21 protein-coding genes, 2 pseudogenes and 1 riboswitch are annotated in these 22,986 nt (G+C 55.0%); of the genes and pseudogenes, 10 read left to right on the top strand and 13 right to left on the bottom strand.

The window, feature by feature from the left end; all coding sequences use genetic code 11:
* Positions 1–66: 66 nt before the first annotated feature.
* The 5 genes from rnd to yoaA all read right to left on the bottom strand — a co-directional run bounded on the left by rnd (position 67) and on the right by yoaA (position 6,446).
* Complete coding sequence (gene rnd / locus O1723_RS08875; protein ID WP_162197106.1) at positions 67–1,182, bottom strand: ribonuclease D; 1,116 nt, start codon at positions 1,180–1,182, stop codon at positions 67–69.
* Positions 1,183–1,265: 83 nt separating this feature from the next.
* Positions 1,266–2,951 (bottom strand): long-chain-fatty-acid--CoA ligase FadD, encoded by a 1,686-nt coding sequence (fadD, locus tag O1723_RS08870; RefSeq protein WP_014884268.1) that lies wholly within the window; start codon positions 2,949–2,951, stop codon positions 1,266–1,268.
* 203 nt (positions 2,952–3,154) lie between these two features.
* A complete protein-coding gene (locus O1723_RS08865) occupies positions 3,155–3,736 on the bottom strand; it encodes a Slp family lipoprotein (protein ID WP_248190979.1) in 582 nt (193 codons plus the stop codon).
* Positions 3,737–3,773: 37 nt separating this feature from the next.
* Positions 3,774–4,469: a tRNA (adenosine(37)-N6)-threonylcarbamoyltransferase complex dimerization subunit type 1 TsaB gene (gene tsaB / locus O1723_RS08860; RefSeq protein WP_014884270.1), complete on the bottom strand. Its 696-nt coding sequence runs from the start codon at positions 4,467–4,469 to the stop codon at positions 3,774–3,776.
* Positions 4,470–4,535: 66 nt separating this feature from the next.
* Positions 4,536–6,446, bottom strand: coding sequence for a DNA repair helicase YoaA (gene yoaA, locus O1723_RS08855; RefSeq protein WP_014884271.1), 1,911 nt, complete (start codon positions 6,444–6,446; stop codon positions 4,536–4,538).
* A gap of 133 nt (positions 6,447–6,579) precedes the next feature.
* Here yoaA and O1723_RS08850 point away from each other — a divergent pair, with 133 nt between their 5' ends.
* The gene (locus tag O1723_RS08850; RefSeq protein WP_014884272.1) at positions 6,580–6,924 is read left to right on the top strand and encodes a RidA family protein; all 345 of its coding nucleotides are present in this window, start codon (positions 6,580–6,582) and stop codon (positions 6,922–6,924) included.
* A gap of 6 nt (positions 6,925–6,930) precedes the next feature.
* Here O1723_RS08850 and O1723_RS08845 read toward each other — a convergent pair whose 3' ends face one another.
* Positions 6,931–7,125, bottom strand: coding sequence for a YoaH family protein (locus O1723_RS08845; protein WP_014884273.1), 195 nt, complete (start codon positions 7,123–7,125; stop codon positions 6,931–6,933).
* 61 nt (positions 7,126–7,186) lie between these two features.
* Between O1723_RS08845 and pabB the strand changes: the two genes are divergently transcribed.
* From pabB to O1723_RS08825, 4 genes are all read left to right on the top strand, one after another.
* Positions 7,187–8,515: an aminodeoxychorismate synthase component 1 gene (gene pabB / locus O1723_RS08840; RefSeq protein WP_014884274.1), complete on the top strand. Its 1,329-nt coding sequence runs from the start codon at positions 7,187–7,189 to the stop codon at positions 8,513–8,515.
* Positions 8,516–8,517: 2 nt separating this feature from the next.
* The gene (locus O1723_RS08835) at positions 8,518–9,096 is read left to right on the top strand and encodes a CoA pyrophosphatase (RefSeq protein ID WP_014884275.1); all 579 of its coding nucleotides are present in this window, start codon (positions 8,518–8,520) and stop codon (positions 9,094–9,096) included.
* A gap of 184 nt (positions 9,097–9,280) precedes the next feature.
* Positions 9,281–10,645 carry an L-serine ammonia-lyase gene (gene sdaA / locus O1723_RS08830; protein ID WP_023330634.1) on the top strand — a complete coding sequence of 455 codons (1,365 nt, stop codon included), beginning with the start codon at positions 9,281–9,283 and terminating at the stop codon, positions 10,643–10,645.
* Positions 10,646–10,775: 130 nt separating this feature from the next.
* Entirely contained in the window at positions 10,776–12,374 is a 1,599-nt protein-coding gene (locus O1723_RS08825) for an EAL domain-containing protein (protein WP_014884277.1), read from the top strand.
* 6 nt (positions 12,375–12,380) lie between these two features.
* Here O1723_RS08825 and yoaE read toward each other — a convergent pair whose 3' ends face one another.
* Positions 12,381–13,940, bottom strand: coding sequence for a CNNM family cation transport protein YoaE (gene yoaE / locus O1723_RS08820; protein WP_014884278.1), 1,560 nt, complete (start codon positions 13,938–13,940; stop codon positions 12,381–12,383).
* Between the two features lie 461 nt (positions 13,941–14,401).
* Between yoaE and manX the strand changes: the two genes are divergently transcribed.
* From manX to mntP, 5 genes are all read left to right on the top strand, one after another.
* Positions 14,402–15,364: a PTS mannose transporter subunit IIAB gene (manX, locus tag O1723_RS08815; RefSeq protein WP_014884279.1), complete on the top strand. Its 963-nt coding sequence runs from the start codon at positions 14,402–14,404 to the stop codon at positions 15,362–15,364.
* Between the two features lie 47 nt (positions 15,365–15,411).
* The gene (gene manY, locus O1723_RS08810; RefSeq protein ID WP_008500490.1) at positions 15,412–16,212 is read left to right on the top strand and encodes a PTS mannose transporter subunit IIC; all 801 of its coding nucleotides are present in this window, start codon (positions 15,412–15,414) and stop codon (positions 16,210–16,212) included.
* Between the two features lie 12 nt (positions 16,213–16,224).
* Positions 16,225–17,076 (top strand): PTS mannose transporter subunit IID, encoded by an 852-nt coding sequence (locus O1723_RS08805; RefSeq protein ID WP_006810994.1) that lies wholly within the window; start codon positions 16,225–16,227, stop codon positions 17,074–17,076.
* A 61-nt stretch (positions 17,077–17,137) separates the two neighbouring features.
* Positions 17,138–17,596, top strand: coding sequence for a DUF986 family protein (locus O1723_RS08800; protein ID WP_248190976.1), 459 nt, complete (start codon positions 17,138–17,140; stop codon positions 17,594–17,596).
* A 199-nt stretch (positions 17,597–17,795) separates the two neighbouring features.
* Positions 17,796–17,986, top strand: a riboswitch (yybP-ykoY riboswitch).
* Between the two features lie 10 nt (positions 17,987–17,996).
* The gene (mntP, locus tag O1723_RS08795; protein ID WP_248190975.1) at positions 17,997–18,563 is read left to right on the top strand and encodes a manganese efflux pump MntP; all 567 of its coding nucleotides are present in this window, start codon (positions 17,997–17,999) and stop codon (positions 18,561–18,563) included.
* On the opposite strand, the pseudogene rlmA reads toward mntP, so the two are convergent.
* The 6 genes and pseudogenes from rlmA to mgrB all read right to left on the bottom strand — a co-directional run bounded on the left by rlmA (position 18,560) and on the right by mgrB (position 22,926).
* Positions 18,560–19,374, bottom strand: a pseudogene (gene rlmA, locus O1723_RS08790) (23S rRNA (guanine(745)-N(1))-methyltransferase). The gene mntP and the pseudogene rlmA sit on opposite strands and share 4 nt — an antisense overlap.
* Before the next feature lie 67 nt (positions 19,375–19,441).
* Positions 19,442–21,142: a peptidoglycan glycosyltransferase FtsI gene (gene ftsI, locus O1723_RS08785; RefSeq protein ID WP_248190971.1), complete on the bottom strand. Its 1,701-nt coding sequence runs from the start codon at positions 21,140–21,142 to the stop codon at positions 19,442–19,444.
* 236 nt (positions 21,143–21,378) lie between these two features.
* The gene (cspE, locus tag O1723_RS08780; protein WP_001062678.1) at positions 21,379–21,588 is read right to left on the bottom strand and encodes a transcription antiterminator/RNA stability regulator CspE; all 210 of its coding nucleotides are present in this window, start codon (positions 21,586–21,588) and stop codon (positions 21,379–21,381) included.
* A 12-nt stretch (positions 21,589–21,600) separates the two neighbouring features.
* Positions 21,601–21,745 (bottom strand): annotated as a pseudogene (locus O1723_RS08775) (DUF2627 domain-containing protein).
* 672 nt (positions 21,746–22,417) lie between these two features.
* Positions 22,418–22,708 (bottom strand): YebO family protein, encoded by a 291-nt coding sequence (locus tag O1723_RS08770; RefSeq protein WP_014884285.1) that lies wholly within the window; start codon positions 22,706–22,708, stop codon positions 22,418–22,420.
* Positions 22,709–22,782: 74 nt separating this feature from the next.
* The gene (gene mgrB, locus O1723_RS08765) at positions 22,783–22,926 is read right to left on the bottom strand and encodes a PhoP/PhoQ regulatory lipoprotein MgrB (protein WP_014884286.1); all 144 of its coding nucleotides are present in this window, start codon (positions 22,924–22,926) and stop codon (positions 22,783–22,785) included.
* Positions 22,927–22,986 lie beyond the last annotated feature (60 nt).

Below are 22,986 nucleotides of genomic sequence, written 5' to 3'. Positions count from 1 at the left end.
TTTTGTAGCCCCGGTAAGCGCAGCGCCACCGGGGGAATATGCCGGGTATATCGCCCGGCATTTTTTTTACCGCGGATACCCTTCCAGCAGGGTATTCAGACGATCGGCCATCAATTCCCCACGCCAGCCCGCCATCAGTTCCGGCAGGCCATTCTGCGGTTTCAGCTTCCAGTGCCAGTTCAGCAGCTGGTTAATCTGACGACGCGATGCCAGCAGCTCAGCACTCAGCTTACTTTCAGTGGCGACGTTCTGCACCAGCGCTTTGATATCCTTAAACGCTTTGCGGTAACCCGGCATATCCATCAGATTCAACAGCGGTTCCGGCAGCGCATCTTCCGGCAACGCCTGCGCTTTTGCGACCAACGCCAGCAGGGTTTTACCGTGGAAACGGATCTCACTGCCCGAAAGCCCAATGCTGTCCAGCTCCCCCAGGCTACCCGGCATATAGCGCGCAACTGCCCAGAGATGTTCCTCGCGCACCACAAAGTTAACCGCCAGATCGCGCTCGCGCGCTTTGCGTAAACGCCAGTCCGCTAACAGCTGCAGGCACGCCAGCTGACGCGTACGCAGCTGCCAGGCGTTGCTGATATCACGCCAGGCGTCTTTCGGATCAACCACTTCCTGGCGACGCAGCTGCGTCATACGACACTCGTCCAGCGCGGCAGAGAGCCAGCCGGAGGCCTCCGCCTCTTTCATCAGTTGTCCGGCAATCGGCAGCAGGTAAAACACGTCTGCCGCCGCATATTCCAGCTGACGTTCGGTAAGCGGGCGCGCCAGCCAGTCAGTACGGGATTCACTTTTGTCCAGCGTCAGGCCCGTATACTCCTCCACCATGGCGGCAAAGCCCCAGGAGAGCGGACGACTGCTAAAAGCCGCGAGGATCTGCGTATCGATCAGCGGCTGAGGCATGATGCCAAAGGTATTCAGAAAAACTTCCAGATCTTCACTGCCTGCGTGCAGGTATTTCGTTACTGCCGTATCCAGCAACAGGTCACGCATCGGCGTCCAGTCGGTGATGCCGAGCGGATCGATCAGCGAGACGTGCTTGCCGTCATACATCTGAATCAAACCCAGCTGCGGATAGTACGTCCGGGTACGGACAAACTCGGTATCCAGAGCGATGGCAGGAAAGTCGCGCGTCACTTCGCACAGCGAAGCCAGCTCGTCGTTGGTCGTGATCATCTGGTAATTCAAATCGGATTCTCTTTTGTTTGCGCCCATAAAAAACGCCGGCTTAACCGGCGTCAGGGCGATTAACGTGAAGCTCAGGCCTTATTGTCTACTTTGGCACGGGCTTCGTCACGTAATTCTCGTCGTAATATCTTCCCGACGTTGGATTTCGGCAGCTCATCGCGGAATTCCACCAGCTTCGGCACTTTATAGCCCGTCAGCTGACGACGACAGAACGTTATCAGCGCTTCCTCGGTGAGTGAAGGATCTTTTTTGACCACAAATATCTTCACCGCTTCCCCGCTGCTGCCGGAAGGCACGCCCACCGCCGCAACTTCCAGCACGCCGCTGTGTTGCATGACCACGTCTTCGATTTCGTTCGGATAGACGTTAAAACCGGAGACCAGAATCATATCTTTTTTGCGATCGACGATGCGCAGGAAGCCTTCGTCATCCATCACCGCAATATCGCCGGTATGCAGCCAGCCGTCTTTAATGATTTCGTCTGTTGCATCCGGGCGTTGCCAGTAGCCCAGCATCACCTGCGGCCCTTTCACGCATAGCTCGCCCGGTTCGCCCGGCGCGACTTCGTTATCGTTGTCATCGACCAGTTTGGCCTCCGTGGAGGGAACCGGCAGGCCAATGCTTCCGCTGTGGTAGTCAATGTCATGCGGGTTGACGCTGACCAGCGGTGCGCATTCCGTCAGGCCATAACCTTCCAGCAGATACTGCCCGGTGAGTTTCACCCAGCGCTCGGCGACCGCCTGCTGAACCGGCATACCGCCTCCCGCAGAGAGGTGCAACGTTGAGAAATCCAGCTGCTGAAATTCTTTGTTGTTGAGCAGCGCGTTGAACAAGGTATTTACCCCGGTCATGGCGGTGAAGGGGTATTTTGCCAGCTCTTTCACCAGCCCCGGAATGTCTCGCGGGTTAGTGATCAGGACGTTTTGACCGCCCAGCTCGATAAACAGCAGGCAGTTCATGGTCAGCGCGAAAATGTGATACAGCGGTAGCGCCGTGATCACCAGTTCTTTGCCCGGATGCAGCAGCGGCCCGTAGGTGGCATTGACCTGTTCAAGGTTTGCCAGCATGTTGCGGTGGGTTAGCATCGCCCCTTTGGCCACGCCGGTTGTGCCACCGGTGTATTGCAGAAAAGCGAGGTCCTCAGAGACCACTTCCGGTTTGACGTATTGCATGCGATAGCCCGCATGCAGCGCGCGGCGGAAGGAGATGGCATCCGGCAGATGGTATTTTGGCACCAGGCGCTTGACGTATTTAACCACAAAGTTAACCAGCGTCCCTTTGGCGGTGGACAGCTGATCCCCCATGCGCGTCAGGATGACGTGTTTAACCTGGGTTTTGTCGACCACTTTTTCCAGGGTATGGGCAAAGTTAGAAACAATAACTATCGCCACCGCACCGCTGTCGTTGAGCTGGTGTTCCAGCTCGCGCGGGGTGTAAAGCGGGTTGACGTTGACGACAATCATCCCGGCACGCAGGATGCCGAACAGCGCGACCGGGTATTGCAGCAGGTTCGGCATCATCAGCGCGACGCGGTCTCCTTTTTGCAGCCCAAGCCCTTCCTGCAGATAGGCCGCAAACGCCCGGCTACGCTCCTCAAGCTTACGGAACGTCATTACCTCGCCCATATTCACAAATGCGGGCTGGTCTGCGTAGCGCCTTACCGAGTGTTCAAATAATTCAACCAGGGATTGATAACGGTCAGGATTGATCTCGGCAGGAACATCTGCGGGATAACGGTTAAGCCAAACCTTTTTCAATGCATCACCTCTGAAATGAGTGTTCGTCGTCATCACAACCCCGATAATAAACAGTTTGTTAACATTATATTAACTCAGCGTACCAGTTTATTAATTGTTCAGATTTAAGGTTGCGAAGCGCGTCACTCTTTTTTTTCGTATTATCCGTAAAAAAACAGAGACAGCGGCTAAGCCGCTGTCTCTTTCCTAGCAATAACAGTAAGTTACTCAGTTACGATCGTCTGGACCTGCGCAGGACCGGGGTTATACCAGCCCCAGCCCGGGTAACCATAACGATAAGGATGCGGACCCCACATCCACGGGTCAATCGGCTGAGGCGGCATGATCACCTGCTGTGCCAGACGCCAGCGTTTATACCCATTGACCTGCATGGTCATGAATTTATAAGGCGTGTTGCCGATTTTACCCTGCACGGCGCCGGTTATCGGTCCGACGACGGTCACCAGTTGCCCACGGAAATCAACGGGATCGAGGAAACCACTGACATCCGCATAGATGCGTCCCCGGGAGGCCTCACCAAGTACGGGTCGCACACCGCTGTCCAGCGGCACGGTAGCAATCTCCAGCCGGGTTTTCCCCTGCTGGTTCTGCACCTCGATCACTTTCCCGCCGAAGCGCGCTTCCTGGCCGACGTAAAGCTCAGGCGCATTCATCACCCGAACCAGATCCTGCTGGGGCGTCGGGCTACTGCCCTTGATCGCATCAGGGACGGATACGCATCCGCTCAGTGCTATGGCAACCGCGCCTGCCATAAAAAGGCGTACTACTTTAGTCTGAACCGCCATGATGCGACTCCTTTTTCTCAGTTCCTGTTACTGAGATTCACTCGCGGCCCGGAAGTTTCTTCCACGCGACGGTGTTTCGCAAATAAACCGGCTCCGCGTGTTCAACAGCAACGGTTTTTCCTGCTGCGAGCAGCTGAGTGGCAATCGGAAGCATGTCTTCCGCCGCTGGCAGCAGCATGTTGCCGTCCACCAGCGTCACGCCAGTGTCGTTCGCCATGTCTGGCCATGCCGGCCAGCCCGTCCCCACGGTCGCCCACTCGCCGGACAGTTGCTTAAGACGTTCAGTGACCGCGTCAGGTTTAAGTACCGCTTCCGTCTCTTCGCCGTGCCAGACGCCGTTCTCATCACGGGTATATTCCGCCCAGTAAACTTCCCCCATGCGGGCATCAATGGCAGCCAGCACGCGGGTGGCGCCCGTCATACGCCAGGCCCCCTGCGCCATCGTCGCAAGCGTAGAGACGCCGATCATCGGCAGGTCAGCGCCCAGCGCCAGTCCCTGAGCAATGCCAATACCAATACGGACGCCCGTAAAGCTGCCGGGCCCGCGGCCAAAGGCCAGGGCATCAAGGTCGGTTAAGGCGGTGTTGCCCTGAGTTAAAATGTCTTTTACCAGGGGCAGAATACGTTGGGTGTGTTCCCGTGGGCACTCTTCGAAATGAGCAGAAACAGCACCATCACTCAGCAGAGCAACAGAGCAAGCCTCTGTTGCGGTATCAATAGCCAGAATTCGCATCAGTCGTCGCGCTCTCGCAAGGGTCAGTCACAAAATGGCGCGCATCTTAGCACACTCCGGGGCAAATTACTCCGCCGTTGGGTTTGCCAGAAAACGCACCGCGCGTTTTATATCCCGCGTCCGTGGCGCTGGAGGGAGGCTCGCAAGGAAGGTTGCGCCGTAAGGGCGCATGACCAGCCGGTTATCGCAGATAACCAGCACGCCGCGATCGGTCACGTCGCGGATTAAGCGCCCTACCCCTTGCTTGAGCGTGATGACCGCCTCAGGCAGCTGAACCTCGTCGAACGGATCGCCTCCGCGCAGGCGGCAGTCTTCCATCCGCGCTTTCAACAGCGGGTCATCCGGGGAGGTAAACGGTAGTTTGTCGATAATGACCAGCGAGAGCGTATCGCCACGCACATCCACCCCTTCCCAGAAGCTGCTGGTCGCCACCAGCAGGGCATTACCGGCGCTGACAAACTGCTGGAGCAGTTGTCCTTTGCTGGTTTCCCCCTGCAACAGCACCGGCAGGGTCATGGTGGCACGGAACTGCTCGGCGAGGTCACGCATCATGGCGTGCGACGTGCAAAGCATAAAGCAGCGGCCGTTGTTGGCCTCAATCATGGGCTTTAGCATCGCCGCCAGATGACGCGCCGCACCCGGCTGGTTTGGCAGCGGTAAATTGCGCGGGACGCAGAGCAGCGCCTGCTTTTCATAATCAAACGGGCTTGGCAGCAGCAGCGACTCCGCCTGCTCAATGCCGAGGCGCTCGGTAAAGTGGTGCAGATCGTCATTCACCGACAGGGTTGCCGAGGTAAAGATCCAACTTCCCGGTTTCTGCGCCATCACCTCTTTAAATTTATCGGCCACGGTCAGCGGCGTAAGCGCCAGGGTGAAGTGGCGCGAGGTGCATTCATACCAGTAGCTGTACCCTGGCTGGTTGATTTCTTTCAGCCGTTTCAACCGTCCTCGGTACAACGTGGCGCGTTCGAAGGCGGCATCCAGCAGTGCGGAGCGACCAAGCGACAGCTTCGCGACGTCATAACAGAATTCAAGGGCATCATCGAGCAGCAGCAGCGCGCGCTGGATGTTTTTGTCCGCCAGCAGCTCGCGCAGGTTGCCGCGATAGCCGGGTTCACCAAGCTGTAAACGGAAATCCTGCGCGCTTTGCGCCAGGCGGTCGGCACACTTCTGCAGCTGCTGGGTATCTTTGAGTTCGGTCCGGTAGGCGATGGTGAAATCTTTTGCCAGGTCCTGCAGCTGGCGGCTGGAGAGCGACTGGCCAAAATACTGGCTGGCGATATCCGGAAGCTGGTGGGCTTCATCGAAGATCATGACATCCGCTTCAGGGATCAGCTCACCGAAGCCGCTGTCCTTAACCACCATATCTGCGAGGAACAGATGGTGGTTGACCACCACCACATCGGCATCCATCGCCGTTTTACGCGCTTTCACCACAAAGCAGTCTTTATACAGCGGACAGTCGCTGCCGAGGCAGTTGTCGTTGGTGCTGGTCACCAGTGGCCAGGCAGGAGAGTCTTCCGGCACGCTCGCACAGGTGCTGATATCCCCCTCTTCCGTCTGATTGGCCCAGGCGCGAAGGATAATCACGTCGCTCAGGGTCTGAACCGGCAGATCGCCGCCCGCCAGCGCCTGCTGTTCAAGGCGCTCCAGGCAAAGGTAGTTAGAACGGCCTTTCAGCAGCGCCAGTCGGCCCTTGTATTTCAGCGCTTTCGCCACGGTGGGCAAATCACGGCTGTAGAGCTGATCCTGCAGCGCTTTTGAACCGGTGGAGATAATGACCTTCTTTTTCGCCCGCAGCGCCGGAGCGAGGTACGCGTAGGTTTTCCCCGTGCCGGTACCGGCCTCGACCACCAGCGGCTGCGCCTTATCGATAGCGTGCGCTACGGCATGCGCCATCTGCCGCTGAGGTTCACGCGGTTTGAAGCCGGGAATCGCTTGTGCTAACTGACCTTCAGGGGAAAAATCGTCTGCCACGGTGCTCTCTCACTGTATTTTTGCACAGGGATTATGTCAGTCCCGCCTCTCCAGTGCCACCCCAAATAGTGACGACGCCGGCACAATATGGCAGTCTTGCCGCCTGATGACGAAAAATAACGAGGAAACGTTTATGACGATTAAGCGCATTGATGCCGAAGCCCGCTGGTCTGATGTGGTGATCCACAACCAGACGCTCTACTACACTGGCGTACCGGCTAACCTGGACGCGGATGCCTTCGAGCAAACGGCCAACACGCTGGCGCAAATTGATGCCGTGCTGGAAAAACAGGGCAGCGATAAATCCCGCATTCTGGATGCGACCATTTTTCTGGCCAATAAAGATGATTTTGCGGCGATGAACAAAGCCTGGGATGCATGGGTGGTGGCGGGTCACGCGCCTGTACGCTGCACTGTACAGGCCACGCTGATGAAACCGGAGTATAAGGTCGAAATTAAGATTATCGCGGCGGTTTAAGCCCGATCACTCCTCTTGATCTTCTGGATCATCATCTTCGAATCGCGCCACAATCCGCTCGCCGGAATGACTGGCGCGAATCTCCTGAGCGACGACGGTAATCGCCTGTCCGCTGCTCATTCCCTGGGACATCAGTTCCTGAATTCGCTCAACCGCTTTCTGCTGCTGTTCATGGCTCAGAGAAGGTAAACCTGCAAACATCGTCAACTCCTGCTAAATTATTCGCGCTAATTATTTCACGCTGCCCGGTAGTATGCCACACATGAACATGCGCTTCCCCACTGTATTGACGTTGCCCTGGCGTGCTGACGCCGCGGAGTTCTGGTTTGCCCGCATAAGCCACCTTCCCTTTGCCATGCTGCTGCATTCTGGCCATGCGGATCACCCCTACAGCCGCTTTGATATTCTGGTTGCCGACCCGCTTAAAACGCTGACAACCGATGACCTGGCGCCGACGGACGATCCCCTGATGCAGCTTCAGCAAGCGCTCAACGCGTTAGGCTTATCCGCTACACCAGACCCGGATCTCCCTTTTCAGGGTGGCGCGCTTGGTCTGTTTGGCTACGATTTGGGTCGCCGTTTCGAAACGCTGCCCGAGCATGCGCAGGCTGATATTTCCCTGCCAGACATGGCCGTGGGGCTGTATGACTGGGCGTTAATTGTCGATCACCAGAAAAAAACGGTTTCTCTGCTGAGCCATAGTGACGTGCAGGCACGACTGGCCTGGCTTGAAGCGCAACAGCCCGCCCCGGCCCAGACGTTCAGGCTGACCTCCGGCTGGCGCTCGAATATGAGCGAGACGGAATACGCTGAAAAATTCGCGCGCGTTCAGGCGTATCTGCAAAGCGGCGACTGTTATCAGGTGAACCTTGCCCAGCGTTTCCAGGCGACTTATCACGGAGATGAGTGGCAGGCGTTTTCCCGTCTTAATGCCAGCAACAAGGCGCCGTTCAGCGCATTCGTACGTCTGCCTCAGGGCGCTATCCTCAGCCTGTCGCCAGAGCGCTTTATTCATCTGGCCGAAGGGGTCATTCAAACCCGCCCGATTAAAGGCACACTACCGCGTCTGGCGGACCCCAACGCCGATCGCCAGCAGGCGGAGAAACTCGCCGCATCGCCGAAAGATCGCGCCGAGAACCTGATGATCGTCGACCTGATGCGTAACGATATTGGCCGCGTCGCCGAACCCGGCAGCGTGCGCGTGCCGGAGCTGTTTGTCGTCGAGCCTTTCCCGGCGGTACATCATCTGGTCAGCACCATTACCGCGCGCCTGCCCGCCACGCGCACCGCCTGCGATCTGCTTCGCGCCGCGTTTCCGGGCGGCTCCATCACCGGAGCCCCCAAAATTCGCGCGATGGCGATCATCGACGAACTGGAACCGCACCGCCGCAACGCCTGGTGCGGCAGTATCGGCTATATCAGCCTGTGCGGCACCATGGATACCAGCATCACCATTCGTACCCTGACGGCCTGCGACGGCAATCTGTACTGCTCTGCAGGCGGTGGCATTGTGGCGGATAGCCAGGTCGAGGCGGAATATCAGGAAACCTTTGATAAAGTTAACCGTATCCTGAAACAACTGGAGAACTAACGGTGGAGAAAGAGAACCTGACGCTGGATGATTTTCTGTCGCGCTTTCAGCTTTTGCGACCGCAGGTCAACCGCGCCACGCTGAATCAACGTCAGGCGGCGGTGCTGATCCCGGTGGTGCGCCGGGAGCAGCCGGGGCTGTTGCTGACGCAGCGCTCGCCGCATATGCGTAAACACGCCGGTCAGGTTGCTTTTCCCGGAGGCGCGGTGGACAGCACCGATGCGTCGCTGATCGCCGCCGCGCTGCGGGAAGCCCAGGAAGAAGTGGCCATCCCGCCTGAGGCGGTCGAGGTGATAGGCGTGCTGCCGCCGGTCGACAGCGTGACCGGTTTTCAGGTCACGCCCGTGGTGGGGATTATCCCGCCGGGCCTGCAGTATCACGCCAGCGTCGATGAAGTGTCAGCCGTGTTTGAGATGCCGCTTGAAGAGGCGCTCCGGCTCAGCCGTTATCATCCGCTGGATATTCAGCGTCGTGGGCATGATCATCGGGTCTGGTTGTCCTGGTATCAGCATTATTTTGTCTGGGGCATGACGGCGGGGATCATTCGTGAACTGGCGCTGCAAATCGGCCTGAAACCTTGACTATACTTTACATTCCATCCTTTTTTGCAGGTTTGCGATCCGCGTCGCGCTATTAGCAAAACCCATCGTTAACCATTAGTTTAATTCATGTGAATAGTTAAGCCGAGGTCGGTGTTCCCTCTTACACTATGCGCAGTTATAACATCGTTACTGGAACCCCGGTAACCCTGTCAGGAGTGTGAAAGTGATTAGTATATTCGACATGTTTAAAGTGGGAATTGGCCCTTCGTCTTCCCATACTGTTGGGCCTATGAAGGCCGGTAAACAGTTCGTCGATGATCTGGTCGAAAAAGGATTACTGGAAAGCGTTACCCGTGTCGCCGTAGACGTTTACGGATCACTGTCATTAACGGGTAAAGGCCACCACACCGATATCGCCATTATTATGGGTCTGGCAGGCAATATGCCGGACACTGTTGATATTGATGCCATCCCGGCATTTATCCGCGACGTGGAAACGCGCGGACGCCTGCTGCTGGCTAACGGCCAGCATGAAGTGGATTTCCCGCAGGATGACGGCATGCGTTTTCGCAGCGACAACCTGCCGCTGCATGAAAACGGCATGACCATTCATGCCTGGAGCGGTGAAAAAGAGATTTACAGCAAAACGTACTACTCCATCGGCGGTGGCTTCATCGTGGATGAAGAGCATTTTGGCAAAGACAGCGTTGGCGACGTCAGCGTCCCGTATCCGTTTAAGTCGGCTACCGAGATGTTGGGGTACTGCAAAGAGACCGGTCTTTCCCTGTCCGGTATGGTTATGCAGAACGAACTGGCGCTGCACAGCAAAAAAGAGATTGAAGACTATTTTGCTAACGTGTGGCAAACCATGCGCGCCTGTATTGACCGCGGGATGAACACCGAAGGCGTATTGCCTGGGCCACTGCGCGTGCCGCGTCGTGCCTCTGCCCTGCGCCGTATGCTGGTGACCACGGATAAATTCTCGAATGACCCGATGAACGTGGTCGACTGGGTAAACATGTTTGCCCTGGCGGTTAACGAAGAGAACGCCGCCGGTGGCCGCGTCGTTACGGCGCCAACCAACGGTGCCTGCGGTATCGTTCCAGCGGTACTGGCCTACTACGATCACTTTATTGAGCCTGTCACGCCCGATATCTACATCCGCTATTTCCTCGCGGCAGGGGCCATCGGCGCGCTGTACAAGATGAACGCGTCCATCTCCGGTGCGGAAGTGGGCTGTCAGGGTGAAGTGGGCGTTGCCTGCTCGATGGCTGCCGCCGGTCTGGCTGAACTGTTGGGTGCAAGCCCTGAACAGGTTTGCGTGGCGGCAGAGATTGGTATGGAGCATAACCTCGGTCTGACCTGTGACCCTGTCGCGGGCCAGGTACAGGTACCGTGCATTGAGCGTAACGCGATTGCCTCTGTCAAAGCGATCAACGCCTCACGCATGGCGATGCGCCGTACCAGCGAACCGCGCGTGTCGCTGGATAAGGTCATCGAAACCATGTACGAAACCGGCAAAGACATGAACGCGAAGTACCGTGAGACGTCTCGTGGTGGTCTGGCTATTAAGGTGCAGTGCGACTAATACTCGCTTTCGCCCATCTGCAACGGATGGGCGAATTTTCCCCCTCTTTCTCGTCTCCTTTCGCTTTCCCCACTACACTTTTACTGTTGCGTCCGGCTTTTGGGGCTGGTGGCTTATCAGGCGACCGTTCATGCAAACTGCACAAACGATCATTAAACACTACCGCCGAAAACGCGTTATCGTCTGTGTGACGGTTGCGATCCTTACGCTCATTCTGACCCTGGGCGCTCGCTTTATTTCTCAGCGCAACGTTAACCAGCAGCGGGTACTCGACTTCAGCAGCCATACCGTTCGCTCTCTGGATAATCTTCTCCTTTCGCTGGAAAAACGCCGCAGCGTGTTCCAGCAGCTGGTGGGTCAGCCCTGCCCTCAGGCACATTTGGCCCTGCGAAAACAGGCGGCCATTTTGCAAACGGTACGCTCCATTGCCCTGATTAAAGACGGTATCCTGTATTGCTCCAGTGTTTTCGGCAGCCGTAATATTCCCATCCGCGACTTTCTCCCGGAATTACCCGCCAGCACGCCGAAGCTGATTTTATCGACCGATCGGTGGCTGATGAAGGGCAGTCCGATCTTGATCCAGTGGAACCCGGTGTCCCAGGACGGGGAAGATGGCGTCATTGAGATCATTAATATTGATTTGATCACCAGAATGATACTGGAGCCCGAGCGTCCACTTATTGATGATGTGGCGTTATCCGTGGGCGATCGTTTTTTGCGCTATGGTCAACGGGTCACCGATAGCCTGACTTTCGGAAAGACTGGCGCGCTTGTTCAGCTGTCATCCCCCCACAACCCCTTCTCCATCATCGTCAGCGGGCCAGGTCCAGGAGAGCTGGCCCTGAAGACCCTGCCCGCGCAGCTTCCGTTGGGTCTTATGCTGAGCCTGCTGCTGGGCTATCTCGCCTGGCTGGCGACGGCGAACAGGATGAGTTTCACGTGGGAGATTGATATGGGCATTGCGACCCGGGAATTCGAGCTTTTCTGCCAGCCGCTGGTGAATGCCCGTACGCAGGCGTGCGTCGGCGTTGAAATTCTGCTGCGCTGGAATAACCCGCGACAGGGGTGGATCTCCCCGGAAGTGTTTATTCCTCTGGCGGAAGAACATAATCTGATTGTCCCTCTGACACGCTATGTCCTCGCCGAAACCGTACGTCAGATAGGCTACTTTCCTTCCAGCGCCGGTTTTCACATCGGCATTAACGTCGCAGCCAGCCATTTCCGTCACGCGGTGTTGTTACAGGACCTGAACCGCCTCTGGTTCAGCGCTAACCCGCGTCAGCAGCTGGTGATTGAATTAACGGAACGGGATGCCCTTCCGGATGCGGAATATCGTATTGTGCGCGAACTGCATCGCAAAGGGGTGAAGCTTGCCATCGACGATTTTGGTACCGGAAACAGCTCCCTCTCCTGGCTTGAAAAGCTGCACCCGGACGTACTAAAAATCGACCAGTCGTTTATCACCGCCATTGGCACCGACGCCGTGAATTCAACGGTGACGGATATCATCATTGCACTGGGTCAGCGACTCAATATCGAACTGGTGGCTGAAGGGGTCGAAACAGAGGAGCAGGCGCGATATCTGCGCCGCCATGGTGTATCGGTCCTGCAGGGATTTTACTATGCGCGGCCGATGCCGCTGAGAGACTTTCCACAATGGCTGGCGGGAAGTGCTCCCCCGCCAGCACAGCATAACGGACACATTGTGCCCTTAATGCCCCTGCGTTAAGCAGAGCTATTCTTCTTCATCGTGGACAGATTGTTCTTTAACAATACGGACCATATCAACGCGATAGTCGTTGGCTTCAACAATGGTAATGTGCAGCGGCGGCAACTCAATCACATCCCCGATACGCGGGATTTGCCCGTTCACGGCGATAACCAGACCCGCAACGGTCGCGATGTCTTCTTCATCGTTGACCACGTTTTCCACCCCGAGCGTGTGCGAGAGCGCGTGCAGGTCGGTCGTGCCTTTAACCAGCCAGCCTTCGCCGTCGGCGACGATCTCAGGCGTTTCGTCGGCATCCGGGAACTCACCGGCAATCGCTTCCAGCACGTCCAGCGGCGTGACCAGCCCCTGCACCACACCGAACTCGTTGGTGACGATAACGAAGCTGCCGCGTGCTCGTCGCAACACGCCCAGCAGGTTGATCGGATCCAGCGTTTCCGGCACGACAATCGCAGGCGATGCAGCCGCAATGGCTTCGACGTTGACGCCCTCTTCCAGGGCCACCAGCATCTCTTTCGCGCGCACGACGCCGATGATCTCATCCAGCTCACCGCGACACACCGGGAACAGGCTGTGCGGTGAAGAGAGCAACTGCTGACGAATTTCATCCACGCTCAGGTTCGCATCGACCCAGCTGATTTCCCCGCGCGGGGTCATGATTCCGCGCAGCGAACGGGAAGCAAGGGAGAGCACGCCGTTGATCATATAGCGCTCTTCTTCTACAAACGCCCCTTCCGGAACCGGCACCGGATTACGGTTTTCAGTATCAGACTGAACGTTCACCTGGCGACGACCGCCCATCAGACGCAGAATGGCATCCGCGGTACGGGCACGCAGCGGCTGATTCGACTGCTGCTTAATAAAGTTCCGGCGCGCAATCTGGTTGAACAGTTCAATCAGGATCGAGAAGCCAATTGCGGCGTACAGATAACCTTTCGGAATATGGAAGCCAAAACCTTCCGCTACCAGGCTCAGACCAATCATCAGCAGGAAGCTCAGACAGAGCACAACCACCGTCGGATGTTGGTTGACGAAACGCGTCAGCGGTTTCGACGCCAGCAGCATGACCGCCATGGCAATGACCACAGCCGCCATCATCACCGGGAGATGGTTCACCATGCCGACCGCCGTGATTACCGCATCCAGCGAGAAGACCGCATCCAGCACGACGATCTGCAGCACCACCACCCAGAAACTGGCGTAGCCCTTACCGTGTCCATCGTCGTGCTGACGGTTTTCCAGCCGCTCGTGGAGTTCCGTGGTCGCTTTAAAGAGCAGGAATATCCCCCCGATCAGCATGATTAAATCACGCCCGGAGAAGGTGTAATCCATGACGGAGAACAGCGGTTTTGTCAGCGTGACCATCCAGGAGATGACGGAAAGCAGTCCCAGTCGCATGACCAGCGCCAGCGAGAGGCCAATCAGACGCGCTTTATCACGCTGTTTTGGCGGCAGCTTATCCGCAAGGATGGCGATAAACACCAGGTTATCGATGCCGAGAACGATCTCCAGCACCACCAGCGTGAGCAATCCCACCCAGATTGACGGGTCCATTAAGAATTCCATGACAAGCTCCTGCTAAAGGAATGACGAAACGGTGCCCCACTCAACGTGGGCAAAACAGAGGAAGACAGAGTCGGTACATGGCGAGGATCGCCGGTGAAAAAGGCGCAAATTGGCCTGAAAGATGACTGACGTCGGTGACGGTCCATATAGTGGGCTGTAGCCCTATACTCCTGAACAGGTAAACGGAGGCTAAACATATCAGAGACACCAGGTTTTAAGCAAAGATTTACGTTCTTTTGCAAAAACGCAATAAGACTAAATTTGTGTTGAGAATTTTCTCGATCGGGAAAGCTAAATTACGGATCTTCATCACATAAATTATTTTTTCACTGTCTAAAATAATTCGCGGAAGTCTTAGTTTTTTGAACTCTAACCCTTATCTGAATCGATTCGGTTCGCCAATACGATTCTCAGTACGTCTGCCCGGCAGGCGTATTAATGATAATAAAAGGAGGTAGCAAGTGACCATTGCTATTGTCATAGGCACACATGGTTGGGCTGCTGAGCAGCTACTCAAAACGGCAGAGATGCTGTTGGGCGAGCAGGAAAACGTCGGCTGGATCGATTTCGTTCCCGGTGAAAACGCCGAGACGCTGATTGAGAAGTACAACGCTCAACTCTCGAAGCTGGATACCAGCAAAGGCGTGCTGTTTCTCGTTGATACATGGGGCGGCAGCCCGTTCAATGCTGCCAGCCGTATTGTCGTCGATAAAGAGCATTATGAAGTCGTCGCTGGCGTTAACATTCCCATGCTGGTGGAAACCTTTATGGCGCGCGACGACAACCCGACGTTTGATGAGCTTGTCGCCCTGGCGGTTGAAACGGGCCGTGAAGGCGTGAAAGCCCTGAAAGCACAACCGGTTGAGAAACCCGCTCCCGCGGCAGCAGCACCGAAAGTGGCTACACCGGCAAAACCCATGGGTCCGAATGATTATATGGTCATCGGCCTTGCGCGTATTGATGACCGCTTAATCCACGGCCAGGTGGCAACGCGCTGGACTAAAGAGACCAACGTTCGCCGCATTATCGTCGTCAGCGACGAAGTTGCTGCCGACACCGTACGTAAAACCCTTCTGACTCAGGTTGCTCCTCCTGGCGTCACCGCGCACGTGGTGGATGTCGCCAAGATGATCCGCGTTTACAACAACCCGAAATACGCGGGTGAACGCGTAATGCTGTTGTTTACTAACCCGACTGACGTTGAGCGCATTGTTGAAGGCGGCGTGAAAATCACCTCCGTGAACATTGGGGGTATGGCGTTCCGTCAGGGCAAAACGCAGGTCAACAACGCCATTTCAGTCGATGCGAAAGATATCGAGGCATTCAACAAGCTGAATGCGCGCGGTATTGAGCTGGAAGCCCGTAAAGTTTCCACTGACCAGAAACTGAAAATGATGGATTTGATCGGTAAAGTTGGGAAATAAGCCCGCGCCGGTTTTTCACATAAAGCTTATGTAATAGGAGAAGTACAATGGAGATTACCACTCTTCAGATTGTGCTGGTGTTCGTCGTCGCATGTATTGCGGGTATGGAATCCGTACTTGATGAATTTCAGTTCCACCGTCCTCTGGTGGCCTGTACGTTGATTGGTGCCGTACTGGGTGATATGAAAACCGGTATCATCATCGGGGGTACGCTGGAAATGATCGCCCTCGGCTGGATGAACATCGGTGCTGCCGTTGCGCCAGATGCCGCGCTGGCCTCCATCATTTCGACCGTTCTGGTTATTGCCGGTCATCAGAGTATCGGTGCAGGTATCGCTCTGGCCATTCCTCTGGCCGCAGCAGGCCAGGTTCTGACCATTATCGTACGTACCATCACCGTTGCTTTCCAGCACGCGGCGGATAAGGCGGCCGAAAACGGCAACCTTACGGCACTCTCCTGGATCCACGTTTCATCCCTGTTCCTGCAGGCGATGCGTATCGCCATTCCGGCGGTTATCGTTGCGATCTCAGTCGGTACCAGTGAAGTCCAGAGCATGCTGAACGCCATTCCAGAAGTGGTCACCGGCGGTCTGAACATCGCGGGCGGTATGATCGTGGTCGTTGGTTATGCGATGGTCATTAACATGATGCGCGCAGGCTACCTGATGCCGTTCTTCTACCTCGGCTTCGTGACCGCAGCATTCACCAACTTCAACCTGGTTGCACTGGGTGTCATTGGTGCCGTCATGGCAATTCTCTACATCCAGCTCAGCCCGAAATATAACCGCGTTGCGGGTGCCCCAGCGCAGGCTGCTGGTAACAACGATCTCGATAACGAACTGGACTAACAGGTGAGCGAAATGGTTGATATGACAAAAACTACCACCGAGAAAAAACTCACTCCGGGTGATATTCGTGGCGTGTTCATCCGTTCTAACCTGTTTCAGGGTTCATGGAACTTCGAACGTATGCAGGCGCTAGGCTTCTGCTTCTCCATGGTACCGGCGATCAAGCGCCTGTACCCGGAAAATAACGAAGCACGACGTCAGGCGATTAAGCGTCACCTGGAATTCTTCAACACCCATCCATATGTAGCCGCGCCGGTTCTGGGCGTAACGCTGGCGATGGAAGAGCAGCGTGCCAACGGCGCAGAGATTGACGATGGTGCGATCAACGGTATCAAAGTCGGTCTGATGGGTCCTCTGGCCGGTGTAGGTGACCCTATCTTCTGGGGTACGGTTCGTCCGGTCTTTGCCGCGCTGGGGGCGGGTATCGCCATGAGCGGCAGCCTGCTCGGTCCTCTGCTGTTCTTTATCCTGTTCAACGCAGTGCGACTGCTGACACGTTACTACGGCGTGGCCTACGGCTACCGCAAGGGCGTGGATATTGTTAAGGATATGGGCGGCGGCTTCCTGCAGAAACTGACCGAGGGGGCGTCAATCCTCGGCCTGTTTGTGATGGGGGCACTGGTGAACAAGTGGACGCACGTGAACATCCCGCTGGTGGTATCGACCATCACCGGCCAGGATGGTCAGACCCGCGTCACCACCGTGCAGACTATCCTGGATCAGCTGATGCCGGGCCTGGTACCGCTGCTGTTGACCTTCGCCTGTATGTGGCTGCTGCGTAAGAAGGTGAACCCGCTGTGGATCATCGTTGGCTTCTTCGTCATCGGTATCGCGGGCTACGCTGTCGGCCTGCTGGGTCTGTAAAGCAGTAACGTGAGACGCCGGGGGCTTGCCCCCGGTTTTTTATCGGTTATCCGGAGGATGAATGACTGTCACGGACATCGTACTGGTTTTATTTATTGTTGCCCTTCTGGCTTACGCTATCTATGACGAGTTCATTATGCCTCGCCGCCACGGCGAGACGCTACTGGCCCTTCCCCTCTTACGCCGCGGACGCACTGATGCGTTTATCTTCGCGGGTCTGGTGGTCATTCTGATCTACAATAACGTCACCAGCCACGGTGCAATATTAACCACATGGTTATTATGTGTGCTGGCATTAATGGCGATTTACCTTTTCTGGTTCCGTTCGCCAAAACTCATTTTTAAAAAACACGGATTCTTCTTCGCCAACGTATGGATAGAATATAACCGCATTAAAGAGATGAATTTATCCGAAGACGGTGTGTTAGTGATGCAATTAGAACAACGCCGCCTGCTCATCCGGGTCAAGAATATTGATGACCTTGAGAAAATATACACATTACTCCTTAAAACTCAATGAGTTAAATTTATAGCATCGGCTATATATTACGCTATTTTCTCACCACGAATATAGCCGTTGCTATATCTGCCTTCCTCTTTTTACTTATATTCATTAACGATATTTTCACGCATAAACCTAAATGAAAATCGTTATCAAGAAAGCGAGTAAATTAAGCCTTCCTCGATGTTGTTTTATATTCTCAAAATATGTTAAGGTTGCGCCCGTCGTTGGGGAGTAGCCGATTTCCTGCACGCAGGAAATGTACGTGTCAACATACTCGTTGAAAAACGTGGCACGTACGGATCGCTTTCAGCACGCTTACGGTGCAAAAGAGATCAGGCGAGACCATAGATACATCAACTGCTGTTTACTGGGGGCAGTGATGTGTCATATGGATATCCCCGGTCTGGACGCTGTTATGAATATCTCCGCTACGATCCTTCTCGCTTTTGGCATGTCCATGGACGCTTTTGCTGCCTCCATTGGCAAGGGTGCCACGCTCCACAAACCTAAATTCTCAGAAGCACTGCGTACCGGGCTGATTTTTGGCGCCATCGAAACGCTGACACCGCTCATCGGTTGGGGTCTGGGTATGCTCGCCAGCCAGTTCGTGCTCGAGTGGAATCACTGGATCGCGTTCATTCTGCTGGTGTTTCTCGGTGGCCGAATGGTCATCGAGGGTTTTCGCGGCGGGGATGATGAAGGTGCGGAACCGCAATACCGCCATGGATTCTGGCTGCTGGTGACAACCGCTATCGCCACAAGCCTTGACGCCATGGCCGTCGGGGTGGGTCTGGCTTTCCTGCAGGTTAACATTATCGCCACTGCGCTGGCCATTGGCTGTGCAACACTGATTATGTCCACGCTGGGCATAATGGTCGGACGCTTTATCGGCCCGCTACTGGGTAAACGCGCCGAGATCTTAGGCGGTATCGTTTTGATCGGCATTGGTGCCCAGATCCTCTGGGCACACTTCGCGGGTTAAGCGTCGCGCTGCCAGACATGGATACTGAAATCTGTCTGGCAGCTAAACGTCGTCCGGGCCGCTAGCGCCGCCCAAACTTCCGGTTTTGCCCGCCACGCGAACGGCGTCATCTGCAACAGTGCTACCGCCTCCTGCCCCTCCAGATCCATTTGATACGCCACTGACTGCTCCTGCTTCAGCGTAAAACCTGCCAGCTGTTCAGAATGGGGGGCATGCAGACGCACTTCGTCGTAGATCAGCCCTTTCAGCTCCATCAGATGACGCGGGCCCGGCGTTACGGTGACCACCCATCCGCCCGGCTTCACCACGCGAGCCAGCTCTTCCGCCTTGCAGGGCGCATAAATGCGGATAACAGCATCCATACTGGCATCGTCAAACGGCAGCCGGTGGCTGGATGCCACGCAGAACGTCACGTCCGCGTAACGCTTTGCCGCCGCGCGAATGGCCACTTTCGACACGTCGAGACCGAATGTTACGGCCCCCTTCTCACGCACCACTTCCGCAAACCGCGCGGTGTAGTATCCTTCTCCACAACCGATATCCAGCATGGCGGACGCCGAATCAGGCAACATATCATCCAGCATCTGCGCAACTGTCTCCCGCAGCGGCAGATAGTGTCCGGCATCGAGAAATGCACGGCGTGCCTGCATCATCTCCGCACTATCGCCCGGATCGCGGGAGCGCTTATGCTGCACCGGCAGAAGATTCACATATCCTTCTTTCGCCATATCAAACTGATGTCCCTGCGGACAACGATAACTTTTATCTGAGCGCATCAACGACGCATGACAAAGGGGCAACTGAAGGACATGGCAACTCCGGGGCATAAACCAAAGGGCGAAGTGTACCGCTATTCGCCCCGCTATAAAACGGCTGGATTACCGCATGACGATAAGGTGGTCAGAACCGGCCGGGAGGCCATCAGGTTTTATATTCTCCAGGCGCAGCACGTTGCCCATGATTTCGCTGAAAACCGGCGCTGAAACCGCCCCACCGTAGTACGCCCCGTTTTGAGGATCGTTAATCACCACGACCAGCGCAAAGCGCGGATCGCTCGCAGGCGCGACGCCCGCGGTATAGGCGACATATTTATCGACATATTTGCCGCTGTCATCAATCTTCTTCGCCGTACCGGTTTTTACCGCCACGCGGTAATCACGCACAGCGGCCTTAACGCCACCGCCACCGGGTAGCGCAACGCTCTCCATCATATGCTCCACCTCATGCGCGATCTCCTCCGGCATAACGCGGTGCCCGATAACGGGGGGATCGATGCGGGTGATCGACAGGGGACGCTCCAGTCCAAATCCGCCAATCGTCGCATAGACGTGGGCAAGCTGGAGCGGCGTCACCATCAGGCCATAGCCGAAGGCAAAGGTCGCGCGGTCGAGCTGGCTCCAGTACTTACGCTGTGGCAACAGGCCCGCGCTCTCCCCCGTTAAGCCAAGACCCGTGTTCGTGCCAAAACCAAAGTTCCGGTAGGTATCAAGAAGGTGCTGTATGGGCATCGCCAGCGAGAGCCGGGAGACTCCGGTATCGCTCGATTTCTGCAGGATCCCGGTCATCGTCAGCTCCGGGTAGTAGCCCACGTCGCGAATACGGTGTCCATCAAGTGTATAAGGATGGGTGTCAATCACGCTGTCCGGCTGGACCAGCCCCTGCTGCAGCGCCGTCATCAGCACCAGCGGTTTAACGGTCGAACCGGGTTCGAACGTATCGCTAATAGCCCGGTTACGAAAATCGTTAATTGTCGCGCCTTCCCGGTTATTGGGGTTGAAGTCCGGGTAACTCGCCATGGCGAGTATTTCGCCGGTTGGGATATTGATCAATACCGATGCCCCTGACTCGGCCTTATTCCAGGCCACGGCATTATCCAGCGCGTCTTCGGTAATGGTCTGTAGCCGCTCGTCGATGCTGAGCTGAATGTTATGCGCTGGCGTGGGCGCAACTTCCGTCAGGTTTTCAACCACCCGGCCGTAGCGATCCTCCCTTACCTGTCGGACACCCGCTTTACCCGTCAGCTGAGTATTAAAGCTTTTTTCCACCCCTTCAATGCCCTGCCCGTCAATATTGGTGAAGCCAATCAGATTGGCCGCCACGTGGCCTTCCGGGTAAAAACGGCGCGATTCATCACGCAGGTTAATTCCCGGCAAATTCAGTTTATCAATCCATTTGGCCTGCGCAGGATCAACCTGACGAGCCAGGTAAATGAACCTGCCCCTGGGATTGGCGTTAATGCGCGAAGAGAGGGTATTCAGGGAGAGATGAAGCGCGCTCGCCAGCGCCTGCCAGCGATCGTCAAAACCAACGCCCCCTTTTGCGAGTACCGTTTTAGGGTCGGCCCATACGGCTCTGACGGGCACGCTGACCGCCAGAGGTCGGCCTTCACGATCCGTGATCATCCCTCGTGGAGCATCAATCGTCAGCTGACGCAGCGATCGCATATCTTCCTGCTTCACCAGGTTGTCTGGTTTGATGATTTGTAGCCAGGCAACACGACCCAGTAAAAAAGCCAGACTGCAGAAAATAGCAAAACAGAGCAGCGCAAAACGCGCTGGTGTAAAATTGCCAGCGCTCATAATTAATTTCTTTTTCACCTGAACCCCAGAGCTGTTAAACAACGCTCTGATTTAACGGGAAAAGATGCGCTGAGGGAGGCGAAACTGTGCTTCTAACCTCGCAGCTTTGCAACAAGTTGCTAACGAGACAGAGGATAGTCATATTTTGAAAGATAGGGGCATAAAAAAGCCCCGCATTGTGCGAGGCTTTATGTCTGAGATTGAAGTGCTACGCGCTTCAGTCAGCAGCGGTTCGATCAGATAGCAGTTACGTTAACTGCAGCTGGGCCTTTCTGGCCGTCCTGAATTTCGAACTCAACGTTCTGGCCTTCAGCCAGAGTTTTGAAGCCGTTACCCTGGATTGCAGAGAAGTGTACGAACACGTCTTTGCTGCCGTCAGCAGGAGTAATGAAACCAAAACCTTTAGACTCGTTGAACCACTTAACTTGACCTTTAATCTTTGCCATTTGCAAAATTCCTTAGAGTGTTTTCTTAGCCCGCAGGCATTGACTGAGATAAAACTGAGACATTACTGCATGAGGCACTAATATAAGGTTCGGCAGAGAAGCGGTATTCAACGACAACGTGTTTACTCAGGACTTCTTTACTGAAAATGCCACACATAAACAGAACTGTACCTCGTTTGACCCAAAACGTGTTATCACACACTATGTTTAATATGGCAAGCCATTTTTAAACATGTCTCGATCCGCCGCACAAATTCGAACACTGTCTGTAAGGATTTGCACAATTATGCGCGATACACACAGACAGCTTAACGCTCTTACACAGGCTCTACGGTGCTTTCGCAAGCACTGTAATCTAAGACTTTTTTAACATAGCTCATTCATTACAATGCGTCCAGCAACCGTGAAAAGAAATCTTCGGAATTGATTGAGTTAGAACAAATTGTGAAAACTTATGCTTAAATCATTGCAACGGGGGGCGTATTGTTTCAGGAAAAACTCGATGTTAATAATCCGCACCGAACTGTATTAAAATGCAGCAGGTAATAAGGAGGGTTATGCACCAAAATAATGAAATTTTTATGACGCTGCATCAAAACAAGGCAAGCAAAACGTTTCGATAAAAATAAAACATTTTTGAGCGTAGATACATACAGAATATATGCAACAATTCATCGCTTCGTTTATAAGGATAAATAATCGCCAGTTTTCAGTATCCTGAAAGTACTATTAACTGGTGCTAAATTATCTGCCTTGCCACTTAACGCGTTTTCAGGGAGGGATTACACCTGGACTGAACCAGACCACAGTCCCTCCCGGGACACGGCAATCAGCGCTCAGCCACCAGACGGATAAAATCGTCCTGATCCTGGTTGTTTTCAGCGACAGCCTCTTTTGACTCGTCTTTCCCTTCCGGTTCGTTAGCCTCGCACAGACGACGCAGCAGCGCATTCTGACGCTTTTGCTGATCGAGCAGCGCTTCCAGCAGTTCAATCTGTTCGTTTGTACGGGAACTGGCACGGTTCACGAAAAACCAAATGACCAGACCCACCAGCAGAACAACCAAAGAGATCATCAGGGATGCTACATTCAGCAACCCTGAGTTCAGTAACTCACCCATTTCACCACCTCAATAAAAACGCCTATTTTACCACTGGTGCGAAGGAAGGAAATCACCTTAAGAAAAAATGCGTGCTACCACGGGATAAACTTATTGATTGCGCAAACGCCGCTAAAAAACTGTACATCCTGATCGCACATCACATTGATCGTCTGCGTCCATAACACCACGCACGCTATCAGTACGACAATCAGAATCACCCAGCGTATTTTTTTCACTCCACACTCCGTCTAAAGACCTGATACAACCAGGTTATCACGGTGACCTTAAACAAGGAC

This window comes from Enterobacter cloacae complex sp. HYC080_NIDB (assembly GCF_056673325.1).
Note: the sequence above shows the minus strand (reverse complement) of the source record. Positions and strands in the feature narration are given on the sequence as shown.

Excerpts from the sequence above, each read along its gene's own strand:
- rnd (WP_162197106.1), bottom strand. The coding sequence starts at position 1,182 with ATGATCACGACCAACGACGAGCTGGCTTCGCTGTGCGAAGTGACGCGC.
- O1723_RS08865 (WP_248190979.1), bottom strand. The coding sequence starts at position 3,736 with ATGGCGGTTCAGACTAAAGTAGTACGCCTTTTTATGGCAGGCGCGGTT.
- tsaB (WP_014884270.1), bottom strand. The coding sequence starts at position 4,469 with ATGCGAATTCTGGCTATTGATACCGCAACAGAGGCTTGCTCTGTTGCT.
- O1723_RS08850 (WP_014884272.1), top strand. The coding sequence starts at position 6,580 with ATGACGATTAAGCGCATTGATGCCGAAGCCCGCTGGTCTGATGTGGTG.
- O1723_RS08845 (WP_014884273.1), bottom strand. The coding sequence starts at position 7,125 with ATGTTTGCAGGTTTACCTTCTCTGAGCCATGAACAGCAGCAGAAAGCG.
- pabB (WP_014884274.1), top strand. The coding sequence starts at position 7,187 with ATGAACATGCGCTTCCCCACTGTATTGACGTTGCCCTGGCGTGCTGAC.
- O1723_RS08825 (WP_014884277.1), top strand. The coding sequence starts at position 10,776 with ATGCAAACTGCACAAACGATCATTAAACACTACCGCCGAAAACGCGTT.
- yoaE (WP_014884278.1), bottom strand. The coding sequence starts at position 13,940 with ATGGAATTCTTAATGGACCCGTCAATCTGGGTGGGATTGCTCACGCTG.
- manY (WP_008500490.1), top strand. The coding sequence starts at position 15,412 with ATGGAGATTACCACTCTTCAGATTGTGCTGGTGTTCGTCGTCGCATGT.
- O1723_RS08805 (WP_006810994.1), top strand. The coding sequence starts at position 16,225 with ATGGTTGATATGACAAAAACTACCACCGAGAAAAAACTCACTCCGGGT.
- O1723_RS08800 (WP_248190976.1), top strand. The coding sequence starts at position 17,138 with ATGACTGTCACGGACATCGTACTGGTTTTATTTATTGTTGCCCTTCTG.
- mntP (WP_248190975.1), top strand. The coding sequence starts at position 17,997 with ATGAATATCTCCGCTACGATCCTTCTCGCTTTTGGCATGTCCATGGAC.
- ftsI (WP_248190971.1), bottom strand. The coding sequence starts at position 21,142 with ATGAGCGCTGGCAATTTTACACCAGCGCGTTTTGCGCTGCTCTGTTTT.
- cspE (WP_001062678.1), bottom strand. The coding sequence starts at position 21,588 with ATGGCAAAGATTAAAGGTCAAGTTAAGTGGTTCAACGAGTCTAAAGGT.
- O1723_RS08770 (WP_014884285.1), bottom strand. The coding sequence starts at position 22,708 with ATGGGTGAGTTACTGAACTCAGGGTTGCTGAATGTAGCATCCCTGATG.